Origin of the sequence: Microbacterium gorillae, assembly GCF_000826185.2 — a bacterium.
GTDB classification, from domain to species: Bacteria; Actinomycetota; Actinomycetes; order Actinomycetales; family Microbacteriaceae; genus Microbacterium; species Microbacterium gorillae.
Genome location: NZ_LN648875.1, coordinates 1326621 through 1351213 on the forward strand (window position 1 = coordinate 1326621; position 24593 = coordinate 1351213).

Genomic DNA, 24593 nt, shown 5'->3' on the forward strand with positions numbered 1-24593 from the left:
CGGGCGCGAGCGCGTCCGAGTCCTCGTGAAGGATGGATCGCCGTGACCGACGTCCGCAAGCTCGACCTGAACCTCATCGTCGTGCTCGACGCGCTCCTGATCGAGCGCAACCTGACGCGGGCGGGCGAGCGGGTCGGCATGACGCAGCCGGCCGTGAGCAGCGCCCTGTCTCGCCTGCGGGAACTGTTCGATGACGCCCTGCTCGAGCGCGAGGGCCGCGGTTTCGTCCTGACCTCCCGCGCGGAGAGTCTGATCCCCGTGGTCACGGAGTGCATGGTGGAGGTGCATCGGACGTTCGACGTGCTGCCCGAGTTCCACCCGGAGACCAGCACCCGGACCTTCCTCGTCTCCGGCAGCGACTACGTGCTGTCCGAGATCACCGGGGCCCTCCTCGGGCTGTTCGACCGCGAAGCGCCGCACACCCGGGTCGAATTCGTGGGATTGCCCGTGGACGAGATGATCTCGCCCGTCGACCTTCTGCGCAGCGACGTCACGATCGCCGCGAGCGGCCGCGGCATCCCGGGCAAGCATGCGTCCCTGTTCTCAGATCGGTTCGTCTGTCTGGTCGACGCCGCCAATCCCGAGCTGGTGGACGGCGGACTGTCCACCGACGCCCTGGGACGGCTGCGACAGGTGCGAGCCGTGTTCGGTCCCCACGCCGCGACCCCGATCGATGACATGCTCGCGGCGGCCGATCTCATCCCGCCGGTGGCGGCGACGGTGCAGGGCTTCCTGCCGGTGCCGTTCGCGCTGCCCGGCACGCCGTGGGTCGGATGGGTGCCCGAGCGGACCGCCGAGCGCTACGCCGCGGAGTTGGGACTGGTGATCGCCCGGACGCCCATCGCGCCGAGTGTCCTCGTCGAGGCGGCGTACTGGCACCCGTCCAAGAACGACGACCCGGCGCTGCAGTGGCTGGTGGGCATGCTGCGCACCGCGTCCGAGCGCGTCGAGTTCGGCGACGACCTCCTGTAGCCCCCGCCCTCCGGCCCGCCGACGCTCCCACCTTCCGCCCGCCGGAAGCTGCCGATGTCGAGAGCGTTCACCGCGTCGCTCCCATGTCTGACACGTCGCGTGGCGCAGGGCTGCAGAGATCGGGAGCGACCGCGACGCCCGTTCAACGGGAAGGTGGCACACTGAGGCATGGCCAATTCCGCGTCCGGCGACTCCGTCACGGATCGCCTCGTGCGCGTGCTCGAGACGTTCACCCCGGCGCGGACGGTGCAGACCACCTCCGAGATCGGGCGCCGCGCGGGGCTGCCGAGCTCGTCCGCGCATCGCATCGTGGCCGAACTCGTCGCGGCGGGACTCCTCGAACGCGACGATGAGCGGCGGGTCCGCATCGGCATGCGGCTGTGGGAGCTGGCGACCCGCTCCTCGACCGCGCTGCGTCTGCGGCAGGCGGCGATGCCGTTCATGGAACGCGTGCAGGCGCGGGTCCGGGAGCACACGCAGCTCGCGATCCTGGAGCAGGATGAGGCGCTGTTCCTGGAGCGCCTGAGCTCGCCCACCTCCGGTGCGAACATCACCCAGATCGCCGGACGCCTGCCGCTGCACGCGTCCTCGTCCGGGTTGCTGCTGCTCGCCTACGGCGGTGCCGAACTCCAGGACCGCGTTCTGGCCGGACCACTGCGGCCGCTCACCCGCGAGACCCTCGTGGACCCGGTGGCCGTGCGCCGCAAGCTGGCGGAGATCCGGCTCGCCGGCCATGCCGTCGCACCCGGATACATCGAGGACGTCTCCACCGGCGTCGCGGTGCCGATCCGGGACGAGACCGACCACGTGGTCGCCGCGCTGTCGGTGATCCTGCCGCGGGAGGCCAAGCCGGACCCCGCGCTGGCCGAGCTGCACCGCGCAGCACACGACATCGAGCGATCGGCCGGATACCGGCGCCCAGAATGATGCCCGTTCAACGGGAGTCGGAGTCGGGACCGCCGTCGTTCCGGTGAGACTGTGGGAACCCGCCTCGTCAATGGAGACCCCCATGAGCTCACCCACCACCGTCCGCACTCGCGTCGCGATCATCGGCGCCGGTCCCGCCGGCCTGCTGCTGTCCCATCTCCTCGCCGAGTCCGGCATCGAGTCGATCGTCATCGACCAGCGCACCCGCGAGGACATCGAGCACACCATCCGCGCCGGCATCCTCGAGCAGGGCACCGTCGAACTGCTCGACGGACTCGGCGAACACAGCCGTGCCCGGACCGTCGGCCAGCGCCACGACGGCATCGAGTTGCGCTTCGAGGGTGAGGGACACCGCATCGACTTCGCCGACCTCGTCGGCCGCGGCGTCTGGCTCTACCCGCAGCACGAGGTGCTGAAGGACCTCATCGCCGCACGTCTGGCCGGTGGCCAGGACCTTCGGTTCGAGGTCACCGCGGACCACGTCGAGGGCGAGACGACGGACCGTCCGTCCGTGCACGCCACGACGGCCGACGGCGAGCAGCTGATCATCGAGGCGGACTTCGTCGTCGGCGCGGACGGTTCCCGCTCGGTCGCCCGCGAGGTCGTGTCCGGACGCCGGACGGGACACTTCCGCGAGTACCCGTTCGCCTGGTTCGGCATCCTCTGCGACGCGCCCCCGAGCGCCGATGAGCTCATCTACTCCAACTCCCCGGACGGCTTCGCGCTGATCAGCCAGCGCAGCCCCGATGTGCAGCGGATGTACTTCCAGTGCGACCCCGATGTCGACCCGAACTCGTTCAGCGAGGAGCAGTTGTGGGACGAACTGCAGGTTCGCGTTCCGGGTCACGAGCTCAAGCGCGGCCCGATCTTCCAGCGCGACGTGCTGCGGTTCCGCAGCTTCGTGGCGAGCGAGCTGCGCAAGGGTCGCGTCGCCCTCGTCGGTGACGCCGCTCACACGGTTCCGCCCACCGGCGCGAAGGGCATGAACCTCGCCGCCGCGGACGTCTCCGTGCTGCACAAGGCACTGCGGTCCCTGCTGCTGGAGAACGACGAGTCCGGCGTCGATGCGTACGCCGAGACCGCCCTGAAGCGCATCTGGAAGGGGCAGCAGTTCTCGTACTGGATGACCTCGATGCTGCACGTCGCCCCGACGGCGGACGACTTCGACCGCCTCCGCCAGCGCGGCGAGCTGCGCACCGTCGTGGAGTCCCGCGCCGGCCAGACCTACCTCGCCGAGGCCTACACCGGCTGGCCCCTGGCCTGAGCTCGAACCCGCGAGCGCATGCTCACCGCCTTCCGCACTGCGAGTGAGCACGAGCGCGCCTTCTTCGACCAGCGCCCCGTGCCCGCCCCCGCCTGACGTGCTCAGCCGGCGGTGGGGCGACGGCGTCGGGAGCGGGTGGCGTCGTAGGTGCGCTCGAGGGCGACGGACATCTCCGCCGGCATCCGCTGGGCCACGCGGACGAAGAGGATGTCTACGAGGGTCAGCTGCGCGATGCGGCTGGACATCGCGCCGGTGCGGTACGGACTCTCCCGCGCCCGTGTCAGCAGCACCTCATCCGCCACCCGGGCCAGGGATGAGGTCGGAACGTTCGTCACCGCGACCAGGGCCGAGCCGGCCGCCGCGGCGATCTCGAACGGACGGATCGTCTCGTCCGTCTCGCCGGTGTGCGACACCGCGATCGCGACGCTGCGCTCCCCCATCAGGGCCGCGGAGGTCAACGCCAGGTGTCCGTCCAGGCTGAAGGACGCCCGCAGTCCGATCCGGACCAGCTTCTGCTGCAGATCCTGCGCGGTGAGGGCGCTCGCGCCGACGCCGAACACCTCGATGCGGTCCGCCGCGACGACGGCCGCGGCGACGCGATCAACGGCGTCGAGGTCCAGCTCCCGAGCGGTCTGCTCGATCGCCATCGACTCCTGGTACGCGATCTTGGTCGCGACCTCACGGGCCGGATCGGCGTCGTCGATCTCGCTCTCGCTCAACGCGAAACGAGCGCGCGCGGCCTCTTCTCGGCTGGTGGCACCGGCCAGAGCGAGGCGGAACTCGCGATAGCCGGTGTAGCCGAGGCCCTGCGCGAATCGAGCGATGGTGGCCTGCGAGACGCCCGTGGCGGTGGCCAGGTCGGTGATCGTGAGTTCCACCACATGCTGCGGCTCACGGATGATGAACTGCGCGACGCGGTTCTCCGCGGCGCTGAGGTCCGGGACCGCGTCGCGGACCCGTCCCAGCACATCACCTGTCACCATGGCTCACTCCTTCGTTGAGTCCAGCGCGGCCCGCAACCGCCCACCGTGATCGTCGAGCAGCAGCAACGCCTCCGTGGCGCTGAGACCACTCTGCCGTACCAGGATCGCGGCCTTGATCCATCCGTGTGCGGCATCGAGCGCGTCGGTGGCCTCGGCCGCGGTCGCACCGGTCGCCGTCATCACCGTGCGCTGGGATCGGGCGCGCAGCTTCTCGTTCGTCGCGCGCAGGTCGACCATGAGCGAACCGTAGACCTTGCCGAGCTTGATCATCGCCAGCGTGGAGATCGCGTTGACCACGAGCTTCTGCGCCGTGCCGGCCTTCAGGCGGGTGGACCCGGACACCAGTTCCGGACCGACGACGACCTCGATCGCGATCTGCGCGACCGCGCCGATCTCCGAACCGCGGTTGTTCGCGATGGCGACGGTGCCCGCGCCGACCGCGTTCGCCGCCGCGAGGGCGCCGCGCACGTACGGAGTGCGGCCGGAGGCGGAGATGCCGACCAGCACGTCATCCGGACCCACACCGTGCGCTGCGACGGTCGCCGCACCCGCCTCGGCGTCATCCTCGGCGTTCTCGACCGCGGTGCGGATCGCGACATCGCCTCCCGCCATCACGCCGACGACGAGCCCCGGAGCCGTGCCGAACGTGGGCGGGATCTCACTGGCGTCCAGCACGCCGATGCGACCGGCCGTGCCGGCGCCGACGTAGAGCAGTCGCCCGCCGCGGGGCATCCGCTCGGCGACCATGTCGACCGCGGCGGCGATCTGGGCGGACTCCGCCTCGACCGCAGCGGGAACCCGCGCGTTCTCGCGGTTCATCGCCGCGACGAGCTCGGCCGTGGTCATCACGTCGAGGTCCCCGGCGTCCGACACCGCCTCGGTGTCGAGCGTCGCGAGCGTGTCGCGAAGTGCGTCAAGTGTCCGGTCAGGCACGGGTGATCCCCTCGTCGTACTGCGGGATGCCGGGCGCGGCGAGGGCGGCTGCCCCGGCGCACGCGTCGGCTCGGGCCGCGACGATGCGCAGCCCGTGAAGCGCGAAAGCGGACTGCAGCCGCTCGCGCATGAGTGGGTGTGCGGTGATGCCGCCGTGCAGCACCACCTCCCTCGCTCCGGCCGCCGCCGCGGTCGTGGCGAGGGCGGCAGCCGCTTCGTCCACGATGCCACCGGCCACGACGTCCTCCGCCGCAGCGGCCAGCACGGCGGGAGCGAACTCGGCCACCCGAGCCGCGGGTGCGGTGCCCTGCCCGAGCCAGGCGGGCAGGAGGTCGGGGCTCGCCACGAGCTCGAGAACCCGATCGGTCAGTGCTGTGCGCGGGCCGCGTCCGTCGAAGGCATGCAGTGCGGCGCGGAGGCCGGCACGTCCGATCCACTGTCCGGACCCCTCATCGCCGAGCCACGGACCCCAGCCGTCGACGCGCCGGAGGGCTCCGTCGGCGAGCGCGATGGCCACCGCCCCGGTCCCGACGATGAGCAGGACTCCGTCCGCCCCGGCGAACGCGCCGGCGTGGGCCGCGATCGCGTCGCTGGTGACGACGGTGGTCGCCCCGGTGCGCGCCCGCACGCTCTCGGCGAGGCGCTGGGCAGCGGCCGGATCCGCGAGAGCGCCGGCGGCACCGATGCCGATCGCGTCGACAGCGTCCTCAGCCAGCTCGTCGAGGACGGTCGTGACCGCGCGCAGCGCAGCGTCGACCCCACCCTGCTCGCTCAACCCGGGAGCGCCGGCGGTGGTGGCATCCCGTGTCCCGTCAGCGGCCCAGAGGCGTGCCCGACAGGACGTCTTGCCCAGGTCGATGCCGATGCGCACGGTCATGAGCGGCCTCCGTCCACGTCGATGGCGGTGATCTTCTCCGCGGTGTCCCAGCGGGGCAGACCGGCGGACAGGGTGAGCGTGCCGGCGATCCTCGTCGTGGATCCGACGGTCACGGGGATCCCGTGCAGCGAGAACCACCCGAGCGTTGCGAACATGACGGCCTCGCGGGCGGCGGACGGGATGCCGCGCTCGTCGCTCGCGACCACGCGCACCTCGGGGAGGGCGTCCCGGATCAGCCGCATCAGCGTGAGGTTGCGCACCCCGCCGCCGGAGAGGACCAGCTCGCCGGCGTCCGGTGCCGCGTCGCTGATCGCCGCGACGAGGGTTCGGGCGGTGAGGGCGGTGAGGGTGGCGAGCAGGTCCGGCAGGGCGACGTCCCGCTCGAGCCGCGTCAGCGCGGCGTCCACGAGGGCGAGGGAGAAGGTCTCCCGCCCGGTGCTCTTCGGCAGCGGTGCGACGAAGTACTCGTCCGCCAGCAGCAGGTCCAGCAGTGCGTCATCGACGGTGCCGGCGGCCGCATGCGCACCGTCGGCGTCGAAGCTGTGTCGGCCGTCGGTGGCGCGCTGGATCGCCGCGTCCAGCAGGCCGTTGGCGGGACCGGTGTCACCGGCGAGAACGGTGCCGTCCGGCCGCACGATCTGGACGTTCGCGATCCCGCCGAGATTCACGCCGACGACCGGTACACCGCGGGAGCGCGCCACGTCGCCGAGCCACAGGGCGTCGAAGAAGCCCATCAGCGGGGCGCCGTGACCGCCCGCGGCGATGTCGGCGGCACGGACGTCGCTCAGCACCGGAACCCCGAGGCGCTCGGCGATCCACGCGGGCTGGCCGATCTGCAGCGAGCCGTGCGTTGCGGATGCGTCGGCCCAGTGGTGCAGCGTCTGCCCGTGGGAGACGACGGCGTCAACCGGACCGGCGTCGGCCACGACATCGGCAGCGGCCTGCGCGAACGCCTGCCCGGCCTCGGTGTTCAGCCGCGTCCACTCCCCCGCATCCGTGGGCCGGGAAGCGATCGCGTCCAGCAGGCGCGCCCGCAGCGGGGCGGACCAAGCGACCTCGCGGTAGTCGACGATCCGGAGCCGCAGGCGGTCACCCTCGGCGGCGAACTCGACCACGGCGACGTCGATCGCATCGGCACTGGTCCCGGACTGCATCGCGAGGATCCTCATCGAGCGCTCCAGGACTGCGCGACGGCCAGCGCGGTGGGGCGGTTGGAGCCCCACGTGCGGATCACCGGCGCCGCGACCTCACCGGGCACGCCGATGTCGAGCACGACGGCGTCCGGACGCGCCGCACGCACGGCTTCGACCACGGCGCGCTGTCCCGCATGCAGGGACAGCGCGTCCGCGAGCACGAACACGGTCTCATGCGCCGCGTCCGCGGCGATCGCCGCAGCGGAGGACGGGGCGTCCGGGGCGTCGATGCCGACGACCACGCGCCGCGCGTTCAGGGCCGGAGCGAACGGCTCGTTCCGGGCCGCGACGGCACCGGTGGCGCCGCGACGGGCGTCGATCACGAGGTGCGGGCGGGTCGTGTGTGTGGAATCGCCCTCCCGCACCTCGATGACGGGCCGCACGACGGCGAGCGCGTCCGGGTCCGCAGTGTCCTGCTGCGGTTCCGGCACGGACCCCACCAGGGTCGCCACGCGTGCGGCTGCTTCTTCGACCCGCGCGGGGTCGAGTCGTCCCTCAGCGAGCGCCGCGACGACGGCATCGCGCACTCGGAGGTAGTCCTGTTCGTCATCGACCTCACCGCGGGCGCCCCAGTTGGCCGGGTTGCCGATGCAGAGCAGGTCCGCGCCGGCGGCGAGGGAGAGCACCGCGCCCTCCCCGGCGCCGTACGTGCGACGGATGGCGTCCATGTCCAGGGCGTCGGTGACGATCGCGCCGGTGAAGCCGAGGGATCGCAGCCATGTCAGCGCGTCCGGGTTCACCGTCGCGGGCAGCTCGCCGAATTCCTCGAAGACGACGTGCGCGGTCATGATCGCGTCGACGCCGGCCTCGATCGCCGCCTGGAACGGGGGCAGGTGGTCGCGTTCCATCACCGCGCGGGACAACTGCACGCGCGGGAGGCCGGTGTGCGAGTCGGTGACGGTGTCGCCGTGCCCCGGGAAGTGCTTGGCGCACGCGAGCGCACCGCCGGCGTGCAGTCCGGTCACCGCGGCGGCGACGTGGCGGGAGACGTCCGCCGCCGAGCTGCCGAACGATCGCACGCCGATGATCGGGTTGCGCGGGTTCGTGTTCACGTCCGCGTCCGGACCGAGAACGGCGGTGATGCCGCCACGACGCGCGCGGCGACCGATCGCGGCGTGCACGGCGACGGTCGCGTCGAGGTCATCGAGCCGCCCGAGCTGCGCGGCTCCCGGATAGGAGGAACCACCGATCGCTTCGAGGCGGGTGACGTTGCCACCCTCCTCGTCGGCGCCGATGAGCGCGTGGGGGGCGTGCTCGCGCAGGCTGCGGGACAGCGCCGCCGTGCCGTGGGGGTCTGCGGTGTCGACATTCTGGCCGAAGTACACCGCGCCGGCGAGGCCCTCATCCAAGGCGCGCAGCAGCCAGTCCGGCGCCGTCGTGCCGAGGAAGCCGGGCCACAGCACACTGTTGGCCAGACGCGTCAGCTGCGGGTCGGCGCTCATCCCTTGACCGCCCCGGACACCAGCCCTTCGCTGAGCCGGCGCTGCACCAGGATGAAGAAGATCATGACCGGGAGGGTGATGATCGTCGACGCCGCCATGACGGAGCCCCAGTCATTCGAGTGCTCACCGAAGAACTGCTTCAGGCCGATCGCCACGGTGTAGTTCTCCGTCGCGCCCTGCAGCATCGTCATCGCGAAGATGAACTCGTTCCACGCCGTGATGAAGCTGAACACGCTCGTGGCCACCAGGCCCGGCATCACCAGCGGCAGCATGACCGAGCGGAACATCCGCCACCACGACGCGCCGTCGATGTACGCGGCCTCCTCCAGTTCGACCGGGACCGCGGCGACGAAGCCGCGCAGCATCCAGATGCCGAACGGCAGGGACAGGGCGATGTAGACGATGATCAGGCCGAGCAGGGTGTTCAGCAGCTGCAGATCGCGGACCTGCACGAACAGCGGGATGACCAGGGCTTCCAGCGGCACCATCTGCACCGCGAGGATCATCAGCAGGATGGCGGTGCGGAACTTGAAGCGGAATCGGGCGACGGCGACGGACGCCAGCAGCGCGATCACGGCGGAGGCCACCACGACGCACAGGGCGACGATCAGCGAGTTGCGCAGGAAGACGCCGAAGCCGCCGTCCTGGATGACGAAGATGAAGTTGTCGAAGGTGAACTCCTGCGGCAGGAAGCTCTGCCCGCCGGAGGACGCGCGGCCGTCGAACGCGCTCTTGACCATCCAGTAGACCGGGAAGATCGTGAACAGGATGAGGAGGGCGACCAGGACGCCGCGGACGATCTTGCCGCCGGTACGGGTCTTCACAGCTCTTCCTCCTTGAGCATGGTGCGGACGTAGACGATCGTGATGCCCAGCAGCACGAGGGTCAGCAGCACGGCGATCGCGGAGCCGAAGCCGTAGCGGTTCTGGCCGAAGGACTCGACGTACGACCAGACGCCGAGGTTGAGCACCGAGCGGTTCGAGCCGGAGCCGCCGGGCATCAGGTACACCTGGGCGAAGATCTTGAAGTCCCAGATCGTGGACAGGATGATCACGATCGTGAACACCTGCTTCAGTGACGGGACGATGATGCTGAAGAAGCGACGAATCGCGCCGGCGCCGTCCAGCGCTGCGGCTTCGAGCATCTCCTTGGACACGCCGAGGAGCCCGGCGAGCACGGTGATCGCGACGAACGGGAAGCCGTGGTGGACGATGTTCAGCAGCACGATGGCGTAGAAGCTGATCGGGTTGGTGAACCAGTTGAACGGCTCGCTCATGATGCCGAGGTCCATCAGCACGCGGTTCACGATGCCGCTGTCGGCGTCGAAGATCCACGTCCAGACGTACGTTCCGGTGACGGCCGGCATAGCCCACGCCACCATGATCACGGTGCCGACGACGCTGCGCCAGAACGTGCCGAGGCTGGACATCAGCAGCGCGACGAGCGTGCCGAAGGCCACGGTGCAGGTGACCGAGAGGATCGCGAACACGACCGTGTTCGGCAGGGCGACCGTCCAGAGGGTGGGGTCGGAGAGGATTTCGGCGTAGTTGCCGAGTCCGATGAAATTGGTGTCGCCGCTGACGATCTGGCGGAGACCGTAGTCCTGCAGCGAGAAGAGGAAGACGCGCACCAACGGCCAGAGCATCAGGACCGCGAGCACGATGAGTGCGGGCGTCAGCAGCAACCACGGACGGATCCGGAGGATCAGCGGCTTCCTGCGGGGACGCGGGGCACCCGCCCCCGCGCGCGTGGGCGCGGGGGCGGGTGCGGCCTGGACGTCGGTGCTCATCGAGTCACTTCTTGTTGAGCAGGTCGGTCATCTCCGCGGCGGCGTCCTTCGCGGCCGTCTTGACGTCCTTCTGACCGGACAGGATCGACTGCATCATCGCGGGCGTGGTCTTCTTCGCCTGCACCGCGCCGAACTGCGGGGTGACCGGAAGGGCCGCGCCACCCTCGACGAACTGCTTCGCGAACGGGGCGACCAGCGGGTCGGTGGACTGGATCGTCTTCTCGACGAGCGACTTCTGGCCGGAGAAGTAGCCGGACTGCTCCGCCCACTTCTCGGCGAACTCACCCGTGGACATGAGCTCGACGAAGTCCCACGCGAGGTCGGCCTTCTTCGTGTTGGCGAAGATGCTCAGGTGCGAGCCACCGAGGACGGACTTGGCGATGCCGCCGTCCTTCGCGGGGATGGTCGTCGCGGCCAGCTTGTCGGCCATCTCCGGCGCGTTGGCCTTGATCGTGGCCGGGGTCCACGAACCCTGCAGGGCCATGGCGACCTTGCCCTGGGAGAAGTTGTCCAGAACGTCGGTCTCCTTCCACGTGGTCGCGCCCGCGCTGGAGAAGCCCTTCTCCGTGGCGAGACCGGTGATGAACTCGAGGCCCTCGACGGACTTCGCGCTGTCGAGCTCGCTCGTCCAGGTGCCGTCCTTCTCCGTGGCGACCTCGCCACCGGCGCCCCAGACCCAGGGGTAGACGCTCATCTCGGCGTCACCGGGAACGGCGAACGGGATCATCTCGGGGTGGGCCTTCTTGATGGCCTCGCCCGCGGTGACGATGTCGTCCCAGTTCTGCGGAGCTTCCAGGCCGAGCTCCTTGAAGATGTCGGCGCGGTAGATCAGGGCGCGGACGCCGGCGTACCACGGCATGCCGTACTGCTCGCCGTCCAGCTCGCCGGAGGCCTTCAGGCCCTCAACGAGATCGTCCTCGAGGCCGGACTTCTTGATGTAGTCGGTGATCGGCAGCAGTCCGCCGGCGTCGGCGAACTCGGCGGTCCAGGTGTTGCCCGTCTCGGCGACGTCCGGGGTCGTGCCACCGGCGATCGAGGTGACGAACCGGTCGTGCGCGTCCGCCCACTGCACGAACTCGACGTCCAGCTTGGCGCCGGTCTTCTCGGTGAAGGCATCCGAGACCTCGTCGAAGAACGCGGACGAGTCCGGGTTCGTGCCCTCCATGATCCAGACCTTCAGGGTCTCGCCGCTGTTGTCGGCCTTGTCATCCGAGCCACTCGCAGAGCCGGAGCCACCGCTGCACGAGGTCAGCGCGAGTGCGGCCACGCTCAGGCCGATGATCGGCAGGAAACGCTTCTTCTTCATTGGTCGTCCTCTCCTGCGGTCGCCCCAGCGCGCCGCCTTTGAAAGAATTCTCCACAGATTCCAAGACTTCTGCAAGTTATTTCCAAGCTGTTGTCGAATCGTCACTTTACCCCACTCTTGGGCGGCGGGAATGAAATACCTGTAATAACAGTTATTCTCTCTGACGCCGACCGAGAGGACACCATGGGCATTCACGCAAGACCACTGTTCGACATCGCACTGCCCGCCGACTACGGCAGCGGCGACGCCCTGCGCGCGGTGGTGCGCCTGGCCGATCGGGCCGGATTCGACATGTTCTCCCTGACCGATCACCCCTACAACCCCGGCATGTATGACGCGTACGCGGGCCTCGCTTACCTCCTCGGCGCGACCGACAACATCGGTGCCTACGTCAGCGTGACCAACTCGCCGCTGCGTCCGGCCCCGATGCTGGCCCGCACGGTGGCGACGCTGTCAGACATCTCCAACGACCGCTTCGTGCTCGGCATCGGAGCCGGCGGATTCTGGGACGCGATCGTCCGCATGGGCGTCCCGCGCCTGACCCCGGGGGAAGCCGTGGAGAGCTTCGAGAAGAGCATTCAGCTCGTCCGGGACCTCACCGGTGGTGGACCGAGCGTCACCAACGACCTCGTCCAGGGCATCCAGCCCGCCCCCGTTGCCACCCCGCCGATCTGGACCGGGTCTCAGGGTCCCAAGAGCCTCCGCGTCACCGGACGCCTGGCCGACGGCTGGGTGCCGCCGAACGGCGCCGACTGGACGACGGACATCGTGCGCAACGGCCGGGCCATCATCGACGCCGCCGCAGTCGACGCGGGCCGCGATCCCTCCGACGTCGGCACGATCTACAAGCTCGGCGGAGCACTGACCCCGTTCGATCTGGCCCAGACCCGCGGTCCGAACGGACTCTTCATGGGTGGGTCGTCCCGCCAGTGGGTGGAGGAGATCACCACGGCCGTCCGGGAACACGGCGCGACCGGCTTCAACACCTCGCTCACCGACGAGACCGGCGCGATCACCGCCGACGTCATCCAGCGCTTCGGCGACGAGGTCATCGCCCCCGCCCGCGCCGCCCTCGGCTGACCGACGGCTCGATCGCGGTCCGCCGACGTGGCGGGATCAGTGCTCGCCGAGAACGATGATCTGATCCCCCGGGGCGAAGACGACGCGGCTCGACTTCGCCGGGTTCAGGTGCACGCCATAGGCGCTCGCGCGATCCCGGGCGGACGCCGCCTGCCGGTAACCGATGGCCGTCTCGCCGTGACGTCGCGCGGCTTCGATGATCCCGGTCATCTCCACCTCGGCGCCGAGCTCGACATACTCCTGCGCCGGATGCAGGTAGATCTCGCAGTCCGTGCTGGAGAAGAGAACGTCGTATACGTCGGCCACAAGCGCGTCCTCCGAGATCTGCGCCAGGGCGAGAGCGACGAGCTTGTCCGTGACGATGAAGTCGTCTGCTTCCGTGACCTCAGCGAGTTCCCGGTTCGCGTCGTCGAGCATCTCGCTGACGATGTTCAGGTCACGGCCCGCCCGGCGGGCGATGTCACGCAACTGGAGGAGGGTGACGAGGGTCCGACTGTCCGCCTGCTGCGTGCCGACGGTCGGGTCGGCCAGCACGATCACATGGTCGTACGACGTCGCGTCCAGCGTCTCGAGCAGGCGTCGTTGTGTCGCGTCCCCCACCCAGCTCGTGACGGACAGTCGCTCCAGCTCCGGAAGCTCCGGAAGCGGGCGACGGGTCACGATCGTCGCCCTGGATCCGGCCGCGACGTACTGATCGAGCTCCGCCAGCATGGTGGGCAGCGTGCTGCTCTCGCCGAGCACCAGGATGCGCTCCGCGGCCTGCGGGGGCCGTTCGCGCTTGACGATGCCGGTGGCGTCGACGCGATGGCGTTCGCCGAGGTGGATCGTGCTGTCGTCCTCGGCAATCACGATGAGGCGATCTCCTGAGATCAGTGCCAGGTCTCCCGGGGGATTCAAACGCACCCCGCCGTCACGGACCACACCGATCACCGTGGAGTCATCGAAGGCCATCTGAGCGTCGAAGTACGTCGATCCGATCAGCGTGGGCTGGTCGGTGATGTAGATCTCGTCGCGGTCGAAGTCGAGCAGCTCCTGGTAGATGTTGGACAGCCCGGACTGCCGGCACGTCTGCACCGTGATCCGCCCGATGAAGTCCGGGCCGACCACCCACTTGACCTCATCACCGCCGACCAGACGTGCGATGTCGAGGTTGGCGGGCTCGGTGAGTTCGCCGACGACGTGGTACTTCCGCTCCGAATGCACCGGACTGCTGGTCAGCGCGAGGGCGGCCTTGATCACGTCCGTGTCGGGGTCATCCGTCCCCTCCGGCCCGAGCAGAATGATGCTGCGCGCCGTGGCGGGGTTTCCGATCTCGAGATCGATCAGCGACTTCGGATCGCCCGTGCGACAGATCACGGTGGTTCCGCGGAGGTCGCGGACGAGCGCGCGGATCTCGTCCTCCATCGCCACCTTGTCGCGGTCGGCGAGCACCACGATGTGCGCGCGACGACGTGACTCGTTCGCCATCGCCAGCTCCCGAATGATCGAGAACACCTTCGAGTTCCAACCGAGGATCAGGGTGTGATCGCGCTCCAGGACCCGCGAGCGCCCCTTGCGCAGTTGCTCGATGCGCCCGTCGAACGCGCCGGACACGATCCCGATGAGGCTCGCGACGATGATCAGCCCGCCGATCGTCACGATCAGCATCAGCACCCGGAACGCCCAGCCCCGGTCCCCGCCCATGGTTCCGGGATCGAGAGTGCGCATGAGCGCGCCCCACATGAAATCGAAGGGTCCTTCGTCTGGATCGGGCGAATTCTCATCCCGAATCAGAGCGAGGACGATCCACGTGATGACCCCGAGCACGACGACGAACACCAACGTCGCGAGTCCGAGCAACCCCATCAGCGCAACGGTGCCACCGGACATCCAGACGTCGAAGCGGTAGCGCAGGCGCTCACGCAGGGTCGACTGCGGCATGTTCTCTCTCCCCTGGGTCCGGACACCCGACCGGCGAGGGGACACCCCGGATGCGGGTCCGCGCACGCGCGTACGGCGAGCCCCATCGTCTCGCCCGTGTCCGAAATCTAGCGAACACGGCACCGGATCGCACAAGCTGGAACCACGATGCGACTGCTGCGACGATCCGAACGAACACCCCGCCCGTGGAAGAACGGTCTGGGCGTCAGCCACGACGTGCTCGTCGGCGAGGCCCAGGACACGGGCGCGGACGCGCCGTGGCTCATCAGCATCGCAACGGTGAGCGGTGACGTGGCGTTCTCCCGGTACGACGATGCCGATCGCGCGCTGATGCCGTTGCATCCGGCGGGCCTGGACCTGGTGATCGAGGGCGAATCGGTGCACGTGCCCCAGTACGCGGTGCTGGACTTCTCCGGTGAGCGCTCGATCTCCGTGGAACATCTCTCCGAACCCCGCGAGGACCTGGGCGTGATCGTCGATCGGCGCCACGCGTCCGGGAGCCTCGTTCGCCTCGACGTGGACGGACACCTCTCGGTCGAACCCGGCGGCCCCGGCGAGACGGTGGTCGCCGTCGTGCTGAGCTCGACGCTCCGCTGCGGCGTGGCGCGCCTGCGTCCGGGCGACGCCGTCCTCCTCGACGAGGCGGACGCCGTGACGTTCGAGGGAACCGGGGCGATCGCCGTGGCCCGCGTGCGGCCGAGGAACCCCAGAGCCCAGCGGTAGACAGGGAAACGAAGAACCCCCGGCCCAAAAGGACCGGGGGTGTCTGTGCGCGAGGGGGGACTTGAACCCCCACGCCCTTACGGGCACTGGCACCTGAAGCCAGCGCGTCTACCTATTCCGCCACTCGCGCGAATCCGGTGAACCGGACTCAACCCATCGAGCCTAACACGCACGGTGAGGTGCCGATGACCAGCCCTGACGGATTTCCCAGCCCCGCGCAGTGACCTCGTCTAGCATGGGCCAGTACGGTGAGCCCGCCGTACCCCTGCCCGAGGAGCCATGTGGGACTGCTTGACAGCTTCGAGAAAGGTCTCGAGCGCGCCGTGAACGGTGCGTTCGCCAAGACCTTCCGCAGCGGCATCCAGCCCGTCGAGATCGCCTCCGCGCTGCGGCGCGAGATCGACGTGAAGTCGGCCGTCGTCAGCCGCGACCGCATCCTCGCGCCGAACACGCTCCGCGTGCTGCTCTCCCCCGCCGACGAGGCGAACATGGCGTCCCTGGGATCCGCCCTCACCACCGAGCTCGACCAGCTGGTGCGCAAGCACGCGAAGAAGCAGGGCTACGCGTTCGCCGGGCCCGTCTCGATCAGCATCACCGCGGACCCGAACGTGCCCACCGGCACGGTCCGCGTCGAATCGTCCACCGCGAAGGGTGAAGACGTGCGCTGGATCGGGGTGGTCGACGTGGAGGGCAAGCGCCACCCGTTGACCAAGGCGCGCACGGTCATCGGCCGCGGTTCCGACGCCGACATCACCATCTCCGACGCCAACACCTCGCGCAAGCACGTCGAGATCGTCTGGGACGGCAAGCACGCGATGGCTCGTGACCTCGGCTCGACCAACGGTTCCAAGCTCAACGGCGCCGCCTTCACCTCGAGCCCGCTGGAGCCGGACTCGGTCATCACGATCGGCCGCACCAAGATCGCTTTCCGCATCGTGGCGCAGGCGACGCGCCCCGCGCGGCGTCCGGTCGACGACTCCACCCGCATCTTCGACGCCCAGGAGTATGACCGATGAGTGAGTTGACGCTGCTCCTGCTCCGCATCGGCTTCCTGGTCGTGATGTGGTTCTTCGTGTTCGGCGTCATCTACTCCCTGCGGTCGGATCTGTTCGGCGTTCGCGCTCGCAAGCTGCCGGACTCCGGCACCATCGACACGCCGCGGCCCACGCCGGCGCTGAAGCGCGAACCGGGACCCTCTGCCCCGACCGAACCCGTCGCCCGTCCCCGGCGCGAGGCACCGGCCGCCGGCGGTGCGGCAGTCCGCGACGCGGTTTCGCGCATCGTGATCACTTCCGGCCCGAAGGCGGGCCTGGAGATCCCCCTCGGCGATCACCCGATCACGATCGGCCGCTCTCGCGAGTCCGGACTGGTGATTCGGGACGACTACACCTCCTCCCACCACGCCCGTCTCGTGCTCTGGGGTGAGCAGTGGATGATCCAGGACCTCGATTCGACGAACGGAACCTGGCACGACGGCGAACGCGTCGCCTCGCCCGTCCCGATCCGCGTCGGCGCCCCCGTCAAGGTGGGCGCGACGACGTTCGAATTGAGGAAGTAACTCCGTGGCATTCGAGGGCTCGGCAGTCGCGATCTCCCACACCGGCAGGGTGCGGTCGAACAATCAGGACTCCGGTTACGCCGGTTCCAACCTGTTCGCCGTCGCCGACGGAATGGGCGGTCACGCCGGCGGAGACGTCGCCTCGGCGATCGCGATCAAGCGTCTCGAGGAGCTCGATCACCCGTTCTCGGCGCCGCGAGAGGCGGAGAACGCCCTCGTCGAGGCACTGGTCGACACCGCCGGCGCGCTGATCGACACGTCCAAGAAGCGCCCCGAGCTGACCGGCATGGGTACCACCGTCGACGCGATCCTGATGGTGGACGACTACGCCGTGATCGCCCACATCGGCGACTCGCGCATTTACCTGTTCCGCGACGGTGAACTGACGCAGATCACCACCGACCACTCCTTCGTGCAGCGTCTGGTCGATTCCGGCCGAATCACGCCGGAAGAGGCGCGCTACCACCCGCGCCGGTCGGTTCTCATGCGGGTGCTCGGCGATCAGGACCCGAACCCCGAGATCGACACGTTCGTGATGGCGACACAGCCCGGCGATCGCTGGCTGCTGTGCTCGGACGGCTTGTCCGGCGTCGTTGACGAGCCGCACATGAAGAAGGTGCTGACCGGCGGTTATGCCCCAGGCCGCACCGCCGATGTGCTGCTCAAGCAGGCCCTCGACGGCGGGGCACCGGACAACGTCACCATGGTGATCGTCGACGTCGGCGGCGCGCACCCGGCCTTCTCCGCCGCCGCCACGATCGTCGGCTCAGCGGCGAACCCGGTCGGCATCGAGGTTCCCGCGGCGCGCGCGACGCGCAGCAGCTGGCTGCACCCGGTCCGCCAGGCCGCCAACGAGCCGACCCACTTCGAGCCCGCGCAGGAGTTCCTGGAGGAGCTGATCGAGGAGGACCGCCGCCGCGCCCGCCGCCGCCGCGCATCCTGGATCGTCGGGTTCATCCTGGTCCTCGCCCTGATCGCGAGCGGACTGTTCCTGGCATACCAGTGGACCCAGACGCGCTACTTCGTCGGTCCGAACGACGACTCGGTCGTGATCTATCAGGGCATCCAGCAGAACATCGGTCCGATCTCGCTCTCGCACGCCTACGAGCAGACCGGCATCCTGCTCGCTGATCTTCCCGATTACGATCGCAGCCGGGTCGAGGACACCATCCCCGCCCGCTCACTGCCCGATGCGGAGGCGATCGTGGACCGTCTGCGATCGCATGCGGAGGCGAACAAGTGAGCGCCGCTCCGGCTCAGGTGAGCGGCGACACCGCAGTGCTGAAGGCGCTGCGGAAGATCCGCATGCCGCAGAAGCAGCGCAACCGTGAACTCGTCCTGCTGCTGTTCGCTCTGGTCGTCGCGGGCGCGTCCATCGTGCTCGTGCAGCTGGCCACCAAGGGCTCCGTGCAGCCCACGTTCCTCGTGCTCGCCGGGGTGCTCGCCGCACTCACGATCGCCCTCCACATCGTGCTCCGGTTCCGTGCTCCGGACGCGGACCCGTTCGTGGTCCCGATCGCCACGCTGCTGACCGGGCTCGGCATCGCCGAGATCTACCGCATCGACATCCACTGGGTGGACGTGGGCGAGGTCACCGCCGGCTGGGGTGAGACGTCCATGCGCCAGGTGGCATGGGCCGCGATCTCGCTGGTCGCGACGATCGTCCTGGTCATCGCCCTGCGCAACTACCGCGTGCTGTTCCGGTACACGTACATCTTCGGCCTCGCCGGTCTCCTGCTCCTGCTGCTGCCGTTCGTCCCGGGCCTGGGTTCGGATGCGAACGCCGACGTCTGGGTCTCGATCGCGGGCATCTTCTCCTTCCAGCCGGGTGAGCTCGCCAAGATCTGCCTGGCGATCTTCTTCGCCGGATACCTCGTCCGCACGCGCGAGAGCCTGGTCTCGGCGGGGCACCGCTTCCTCGGGATGACGTGGCCCCGCGCGCGCGAACTCGGACCCCTCCTCGTGCTGTGGTTGCTCTCCCTCGGCATCATCGTGCTCCAGCGCGACCTCGGCACCGGACTGCTCATCTTCGGCATGTTCGTCGCGATGCTCTACGTCGCCACGGGAAAGACCAGCTGGGTCGTCATCGGTCTCGTGCTCGCCGGCGGTGGCGCGTTCCTCGCCTCCCGCGTGCTGCCCTACGTCGGACACCGCTTCAACAACTGGCTGAACGCCTTCGACCCCCAGGTCATCAACCAGCCCAACGGCAGCTATCAGCTGGTGCAGGGCATCTTCGGCCTCGGTCAGGGCGGCCTGATCGGTACCGGACTCGGGCAGGGTCGGCCGTACATCACCCCCCTGGCGCAGAGCGACTACATCCTGCCGAGCCTCGGTGAGGAGCTCGGGCTCGTCGGAGTCTTCGCGATCCTCGCGCTGTACATGGTCTTCGTGAGCCGCGGACTGCGGATCGGCCTCACCGGGCAGGACGATTTCGGCAAGCTCCTGGCGACGGGCCTGGCGTTCACGATCGCGCTGCAGGTGTTCATCATGGTCGGCGGGGTCACGCGGATCATCCCGCTGACCGGCCTGACCACGCCGTTCCTCGCGGCCGGTGGATCCTCCCTCATCGCCAACTGGCTGATCGTCGGGGTGCTGCTGCGCATCTCGGACGCCGTCCGCCGCGTCCCCCGGGTGGTGATCGGATGACCAAGGAACTCAAGCGACTGTCTCTGCTGGTGCTGGTGATGTTCCTGGCGCTGTTCGGCTCGGTCACCGTCATCCAGGGCGTGCAGACCGACAACCTCGCCGAGAACCCCGCGAACACCCGCGCCCGCTACGACAGCTACGAGATCCAGCGCGGCTCGATCATCGCCAGCGGCACCGCGATCGCGTCGTCGGTGCCGTCCAACGACGTCTACTCCTTCAATCGCCAGTACGTCGACGCGAAGATCTGGGCGCCCGTGACCGGCTACTTTAACGCGGCTCTGGGCGCCTCCACCGGGATCGAGAAGGAGCTCAACTCCACCCTCGCCGGCACATCCGGATCGCAGTTCTTCCAGCGGCTCGACCAGCTCCTGTCCGGCCAGTCGCCCCGTGGCTCATCGGTCGAGCTGACGCTGGACGCCTCGGTGCAGAAGGCCGCGTACGAAGCCCTCGGCGACCTGCAGGGTGCGGTCGTGGCCATCGAACCGAAGACCGGTCGCATCCTCGCGATGGTCTCCACACCGAGCTTCGACACCAACCAGCTCGCCACGCACGACACCAACGCGGCGAACGCGTTCTACGACCAGCTCGTGGCCGACCCGAACAAGCCGCTGTTCAACCGCGCGATCGGCGGAGATCTGAACCCGCCCGGCTCGACGTTCAAGCTCGTCGTGGCCGCGGCCGCACTGGAGTCCGGCGACTACACCGCGTCCTCCACGCTGCCCAACCCCGCCACGATCACGCTCCCCCAGTCCAACAGCGTCGTCAGCAACGCCAGCGGCACCACCTGTGGCACGGGCAAGACCGTGACGATCGCGGACGCCCTGCGCCTGAGCTGCAACGTGCCGATGGCCGAGCTCGCCATGAAGCTCGGCGATGACGCCATTCGCGCCACCGCGGAGAAGTTCGGGTTCAACTCGACCGTCACGACGCCGCTGGAATCCACTGCGTCGGTCTATCCCCGATCGATCTCCGACGAAGCCACCACCGGCCTCAGCGGATTCGGTCAGACGGACGTCCGAGCCACCCCACTGCAGATGGCCATGGTGTCCGCAGCGATCGCGAACGGCGGCGCGCTGATGAAGCCGACCATGATCGATGACATCCTCGCTCCGGACCTCAGCCCGCAGGAGAATCCGTTCCCCTCCGGGCAGAAGATCGACGACGCGATCTCCCCCGAGACGGCCAAGGCCCTCGTGCAGATGATGGTCGCCAACGTCAGCAACGGTGTCGCGAGCGGTGCAAGAATAGACGGGATTGACGTGGCGGGTAAGACCGGAACGGCGCAGAACGACGATAATCCGTACTCGCTGTGGTTCACGGGATTCGCTCCCGCGTCCGATCCGAAGGTCGCCGTCGCGGTCGTCGTCGAGAACGGCGGCGGTGAAGGGCAGACAGGCTCGGGAGATGCGATCGCGGCTCCCATCGCGAAACAAGTCATGGAGGCGGTGCTGAACAAATGAGGCCCACACAAGGCGTCACCTTCGGCGGACGATACGAACTGCTTTCCCGGATCGCGATCGGCGGCATGGGAGAGGTCTGGGAGGCGACCGACCACGTCATCGGACGGACGGTCGCCATCAAGATCCTCAAGGACGAGTACATGGGCGACCCGGGCTTCCTGGAGCGCTTCCGCGCTGAGGCTCGCCACGCCGCCCTCGTCAACCACGAGGGCATCGCGAGCGTGTACGACTACGGCGAGGAGAACGGCTCAGCCTTCCTCGTGATGGAGCTCGTGCCCGGCGAGGCCCTGTCCACGATCCTGGAACGAGAAGGTGCGCTCAGCGCCGACCGTACGCTCGACATCGTCGCGCAGACCGCGTCCGCCCTGCAAGCCGCCCACGCGGCGGGCCTCGTGCACCGCGACATCAAGCCCGGCAACCTCCTGATCACGCCCGATGGTCGGGTGAAGATCACCGATTTCGGTATCGCTCGGATCGCCGACCAGGTTCCGCTGACCGCGACCGGTCAGGTGATGGGCACGGTGCAGTACCTCTCCCCCGAGCAGGCGTCCGGTCATCCGGCATCGCCCGCGACCGACATCTACTCACTCGGCATCGTCGCGTACGAGTGCCTGGCGGGTAAGCGACCGTTCACCGGCGAGTCGCAGGTCGCCATCGCGATGGCGCAGATCAATGACGCCCCGCCGCCGCTGCCGGACTCGGTTCCCGAGCCGGTGGATCGTCTCGTGATGGCGATGATCGCGAAGAAGCCTGAGGACCGACCCGGTTCCTCGGCCGCCGTCGCCCGTGCCGCCACGGCTCTGCGCCGCGGCGACCTCGCCGCCGCCGCCCGTGCCGTCCCGGCGGTCGCCACCGGTGCGGTCGGCTCCGACGACTCCACCCAGCTCCTGTTCGGACAGAGCGACGATGCCACGACGCGCCTGCTCGGTGCCAGTGACACGCAGTCCCTCGACACCGCTGCGGCCGAGGAAAGCGCCAAGAAGGGCAAGAAGAGCCCGTGGACGTGGCCGCTGATCGCCCTGATCGCCGTCCTCATCCTGGCGGTCGCCGGATCCCTGTGGGCTCTGTTCGGGGCCAAGGGCGATGCGGGGAAGTCGCCGAGCGCGGCCGCCACGACCTCGCAGCCGGCGCCCAAGCCGAGCACTCCGTCCCCCCTTCCGACGAAGACCGAGGAGACGACGGTCGACCCCTCCACGCTGGGCCTGGAGGGCATCTCGTGTGACGAGGCGAAGCAGAAGCTCACGGATGCCGGCCTCACCGGAACCTGCGTCGACGGCGAAGCCGCCACCAGTGAGGACCAGGTCGGCAGGGTGATCAGCTTCTCGCCGACCGCAAACCTCAAGCCCGGCACCGAGGTCACTCTCAAGGTCTACGGCCCGATGACCGAGATGCCGGCACCGAGTGCCGGCCAGTTCAGCGAGAATCCCGTCACGGCGGGCAGCCAGACCCAGGTCACGTGGCCGGCCTACTCCTGCCCGGCGGGCCTCGGCACCCCGAACGCGTACAACATCACTCTCTCGGGCCCGGCGACCTTCGTCGACGGTGGGGGCTCGCAGTTGCAGGTGTCGGGCAACTCCGCCGACATCCGCATCGCGGACGACGGCAGCGGACAGGTGGAGATGACCTACACCGTGACGTGCTCGAACCGAACGTCCGGATCCTCTGAAGCCGCCACCGCCACGGTGCAGCCGGCGCCGACCCAGCCCACGCCCACTCCCACCCAGGGCGGCGGCGACAACGGTGACGGTCAGTGATCAGCTGAGAGCAGATAGGCTGAACTGCGCTGAAACGCAGGGGGTTCATGTCCGTGTCCGAGCAATCGCGAGTGCTGTCAGACCGCTACCGCATCGATGAGATGATCGGTCGCGGCGGGATGGCGACCGTTTACCGCGGGTATGACGTCACCCTCGGCCGTACCGTGGCGATCAAGATCCTGAACGCCGATCTCGCGCGAGACAATGTCTTCCGGACGCGGTTCCGCATGGAGGCGCAGGCAGCGTCCCGGATGGCGAACCCCACGATCGTTCGTGTCTACGACGCCGGCGAGGACGCCTCGACACCGGGCGCCGCCCCCACACCGTACATCGTGATGGAGCTCGTCTCCGGACGCACCCTGAAGCAGGTCATCGCCGACGGTGCGGTTCCCGTCACCGATGCGCTGCACTACGTCGACGGGATTCTGGAAGCGCTCGAGTACTCCCACCGGGCCGGCGTCGTGCACCGCGACATCAAGCCGGGCAACGTCATGATCACGGACGACGGCCGCGTCAAGGTGATGGACTTCGGCATCGCCCGCGCCGTGTCGGATTCCTCGTCGACGGTCGCCGAGACCACCTCGATCATCGGCACCGCCGCGTACTTCTCCCCGGAGCAGGCCAAGGGCGATCCGGTGGACGCACGCACCGACCTGTACTCCACCGGAGTCGTGCTCTACGAGTTGCTCGCCGGGCGCCAGCCCTTCCGCGGCGACAGTCCCGTCGCCGTCGCGTACCAGCACGTCAGTGAGACCCCGGTCGCGCCCAGCGAGGTCGTGACGACCGTGCCGCGCCAGCTGGATGCGGTCGTGCTGCGCGCGCTGGCCAAGGATCCGTACAGCCGGTTCCCGGACGCGGCCACCTTCCGCGCCGCGATCGCCGGTGCTCAGGAGGGTCGGACCCCCACCAAACGACAGCTGGACTCGCTCACGAACGAGCTCTACGGCGCGAACCCTCGCGCCGCGGCGGAAACGGCACGGTCGCTGCGACAGCTGAGCACGGACAACACGATGACGCGGACCCAGCAGGGTCCCCCCGTCGCCTGGATCTGGCTCGGTGTCGCGATCATCGCGACGCTCATCGTCGCGGTCGTGTTCTGGGTCGTGACGATCAGCCGCGTCCCGGATCCCACCTCGACCGCCGCCGCGATGCCCGACATCGTCAACGTCGACTACGACAAGGCCGCGAAGGATCTCGAGGCAGCCGGTCTGGTGCCGGTACGCGTCGATGAAGCCAGCCCGACCATCAAGGAGGGTAACGTCGTCCGCACCGACCCGGTCGCCGGCACCACTGTCGAGGACGGCGAGAGCGTGAACGTCGTCGTCTCCACCGGCGTGCAGAAGGCGGTCGCGCCCAAGTTGGTCGGACTCGCCTCCGCCGACGCCACGGCGGCTCTGGCGAAGGCCGGACTCGCGCTGGGCCGCATCGACAACCGCAACGACCCCAACACGGCGGCGAACATCGTCCTGGAGGCCAGTGAGGACGACGGTTCGAGCGTCTCCGAAGGCGAGGAGCTGCTCGCGGGTGCCACGATCAACCTCGTCGTCGCCAGTGGAAAGGTCACGGTCGAGAACGTCGGCGGCTTCACGGTCGAGGCCGCGACCACGAAGCTCACCGATCCGGAGACGATGGGCCTGACGGTCACCACGAAGAACGACACCAACCCGGACTGCAGCAAGGGCACCGTCACCGGTCAGGACAAGATCGGTGACGTGCCGATCCATTCCACGGTCGAGCTGACCGTGTGCCCGGCCGGCTGAGTTCCG

Annotated in this window: 21 protein-coding genes and 1 tRNA gene; 12 read left to right on the forward strand and 10 right to left on the reverse strand. The window is 69.0% G+C overall.

From position 1 onward, the window contains the following. Positions 1–42 precede the first annotated feature (42 nt). The 3 genes from BN1193_RS15875 to BN1193_RS15885 all read left to right on the forward strand — a co-directional run bounded on the left by BN1193_RS15875 (position 43) and on the right by BN1193_RS15885 (position 3163). A complete protein-coding gene (locus BN1193_RS15875) occupies positions 43–972 on the forward strand; it encodes a LysR family transcriptional regulator (protein ID WP_040167907.1) in 930 nt (309 codons plus the stop codon). Between the two features lie 168 nt (positions 973–1140). After that, positions 1141–1899, forward strand: a complete 759-nt coding sequence (locus BN1193_RS15880; protein WP_040167908.1) for an IclR family transcriptional regulator — start codon at positions 1141–1143, stop codon at positions 1897–1899. An 82-nt stretch (positions 1900–1981) separates the two neighbouring features. Continuing rightward, on the forward strand, positions 1982–3163 hold the full coding sequence (locus tag BN1193_RS15885; protein ID WP_040167911.1) for a 4-hydroxybenzoate 3-monooxygenase: 1182 nt from the start codon (positions 1982–1984) through the stop codon (positions 3161–3163). Positions 3164–3264: 101 nt separating this feature from the next. On the opposite strand, the gene BN1193_RS15890 is transcribed toward BN1193_RS15885, so the two are convergent. Genes BN1193_RS15890 through BN1193_RS15925 form a run of 8 tightly spaced genes read right to left on the reverse strand, consistent with a single transcriptional unit; the run spans position 3265 to position 11686 of the window. Then, entirely contained in the window at positions 3265–4146 is an 882-nt protein-coding gene (locus tag BN1193_RS15890) for a MurR/RpiR family transcriptional regulator (protein WP_040167912.1), read from the reverse strand. 3 nt (positions 4147–4149) lie between these two features. Beyond that, positions 4150–5079, reverse strand: a complete 930-nt coding sequence (murQ, locus tag BN1193_RS15895; protein ID WP_040167915.1) for an N-acetylmuramic acid 6-phosphate etherase — start codon at positions 5077–5079, stop codon at positions 4150–4152. Beyond that, positions 5072–5956 (reverse strand): N-acetylglucosamine kinase, encoded by an 885-nt coding sequence (locus BN1193_RS15900; RefSeq protein ID WP_052460874.1) that lies wholly within the window; start codon positions 5954–5956, stop codon positions 5072–5074. The genes murQ and BN1193_RS15900 overlap by 8 nt, the downstream gene beginning before the upstream one ends. Beyond that, positions 5953–7125 carry an anhydro-N-acetylmuramic acid kinase gene (locus tag BN1193_RS15905; protein WP_040167916.1) on the reverse strand — a complete coding sequence of 391 codons (1173 nt, stop codon included), beginning with the start codon at positions 7123–7125 and terminating at the stop codon, positions 5953–5955. The genes BN1193_RS15900 and BN1193_RS15905 overlap by 4 nt, the downstream gene beginning before the upstream one ends. Then, complete coding sequence (locus BN1193_RS15910; RefSeq protein ID WP_040167918.1) at positions 7122–8591, reverse strand: glycoside hydrolase family 3 protein; 1470 nt, start codon at positions 8589–8591, stop codon at positions 7122–7124. The genes BN1193_RS15905 and BN1193_RS15910 overlap by 4 nt, the downstream gene beginning before the upstream one ends. Next, a complete protein-coding gene (locus tag BN1193_RS15915; RefSeq protein WP_040167919.1) occupies positions 8588–9415 on the reverse strand; it encodes a carbohydrate ABC transporter permease in 828 nt (275 codons plus the stop codon). Before BN1193_RS15915 ends, BN1193_RS15910 begins: the two co-directional genes overlap by 4 nt. Further along, positions 9412–10380 (reverse strand): carbohydrate ABC transporter permease, encoded by a 969-nt coding sequence (locus tag BN1193_RS15920; protein WP_040167921.1) that lies wholly within the window; start codon positions 10378–10380, stop codon positions 9412–9414. The genes BN1193_RS15915 and BN1193_RS15920 overlap by 4 nt, the downstream gene beginning before the upstream one ends. 4 nt (positions 10381–10384) lie before the next feature. Next, positions 10385–11686, reverse strand: a complete 1302-nt coding sequence (locus BN1193_RS15925) for a sugar ABC transporter substrate-binding protein (protein ID WP_040167923.1) — start codon at positions 11684–11686, stop codon at positions 10385–10387. A 183-nt stretch (positions 11687–11869) separates the two neighbouring features. On the opposite strand from BN1193_RS15925, the gene BN1193_RS15930 reads away from it, so the two are divergent. Next, positions 11870–12766 (forward strand): LLM class flavin-dependent oxidoreductase, encoded by an 897-nt coding sequence (locus BN1193_RS15930; RefSeq protein ID WP_052460875.1) that lies wholly within the window; start codon positions 11870–11872, stop codon positions 12764–12766. Positions 12767–12802: 36 nt separating this feature from the next. Here the strand turns inward: BN1193_RS15930 and BN1193_RS15935 are convergent, their stop codons facing one another. Next, on the reverse strand, positions 12803–14686 hold the full coding sequence (locus BN1193_RS15935) for a CASTOR/POLLUX-related putative ion channel (RefSeq protein WP_040167924.1): 1884 nt from the start codon (positions 14684–14686) through the stop codon (positions 12803–12805). Between the two features lie 147 nt (positions 14687–14833). Between BN1193_RS15935 and BN1193_RS15940 the strand changes: the two genes are divergently transcribed. Next, positions 14834–15409, forward strand: coding sequence for a HutD/Ves family protein (locus BN1193_RS15940; RefSeq protein ID WP_052460876.1), 576 nt, complete (start codon positions 14834–14836; stop codon positions 15407–15409). A 46-nt stretch (positions 15410–15455) separates the two neighbouring features. Here the strand turns inward: BN1193_RS15940 and BN1193_RS15945 are convergent. Next, positions 15456–15539, reverse strand: a tRNA-Leu gene (locus BN1193_RS15945). Between the two features lie 151 nt (positions 15540–15690). On the opposite strand from BN1193_RS15945, the gene BN1193_RS15950 reads away from it, so the two are divergent. The 7 genes from BN1193_RS15950 (at position 15691) to pknB (ending at position 24587) form a co-directional block, all read left to right on the forward strand. Then, positions 15691–16425: an FhaA domain-containing protein gene (locus tag BN1193_RS15950; RefSeq protein WP_040167926.1), complete on the forward strand. Its 735-nt coding sequence runs from the start codon at positions 15691–15693 to the stop codon at positions 16423–16425. Next, complete coding sequence (locus BN1193_RS15955; RefSeq protein WP_040167927.1) at positions 16422–16967, forward strand: FHA domain-containing protein FhaB/FipA; 546 nt, start codon at positions 16422–16424, stop codon at positions 16965–16967. Before BN1193_RS15950 ends, BN1193_RS15955 begins: the two co-directional genes overlap by 4 nt. 4 nt (positions 16968–16971) lie before the next feature. Next, on the forward strand, positions 16972–18210 hold the full coding sequence (locus tag BN1193_RS15960; RefSeq protein ID WP_040167929.1) for a PP2C family protein-serine/threonine phosphatase: 1239 nt from the start codon (positions 16972–16974) through the stop codon (positions 18208–18210). Positions 18211–18272: 62 nt separating this feature from the next. Beyond that, on the forward strand, positions 18273–19613 hold the full coding sequence (locus BN1193_RS15965; RefSeq protein WP_094770643.1) for an FtsW/RodA/SpoVE family cell cycle protein: 1341 nt from the start codon (positions 18273–18275) through the stop codon (positions 19611–19613). After that, positions 19610–21073 carry a peptidoglycan D,D-transpeptidase FtsI family protein gene (locus BN1193_RS15970; protein WP_040167932.1) on the forward strand — a complete coding sequence of 488 codons (1464 nt, stop codon included), beginning with the start codon at positions 19610–19612 and terminating at the stop codon, positions 21071–21073. The genes BN1193_RS15965 and BN1193_RS15970 overlap by 4 nt, the downstream gene beginning before the upstream one ends. Further along, positions 21070–22827 carry a protein kinase domain-containing protein gene (locus BN1193_RS15975; RefSeq protein WP_040167933.1) on the forward strand — a complete coding sequence of 586 codons (1758 nt, stop codon included), beginning with the start codon at positions 21070–21072 and terminating at the stop codon, positions 22825–22827. The genes BN1193_RS15970 and BN1193_RS15975 overlap by 4 nt, the downstream gene beginning before the upstream one ends. A gap of 47 nt (positions 22828–22874) precedes the next feature. Continuing rightward, entirely contained in the window at positions 22875–24587 is a 1713-nt protein-coding gene (gene pknB / locus BN1193_RS15980) for a Stk1 family PASTA domain-containing Ser/Thr kinase (protein ID WP_195907886.1), read from the forward strand. Positions 24588–24593: the final 6 nt, after the last annotated feature.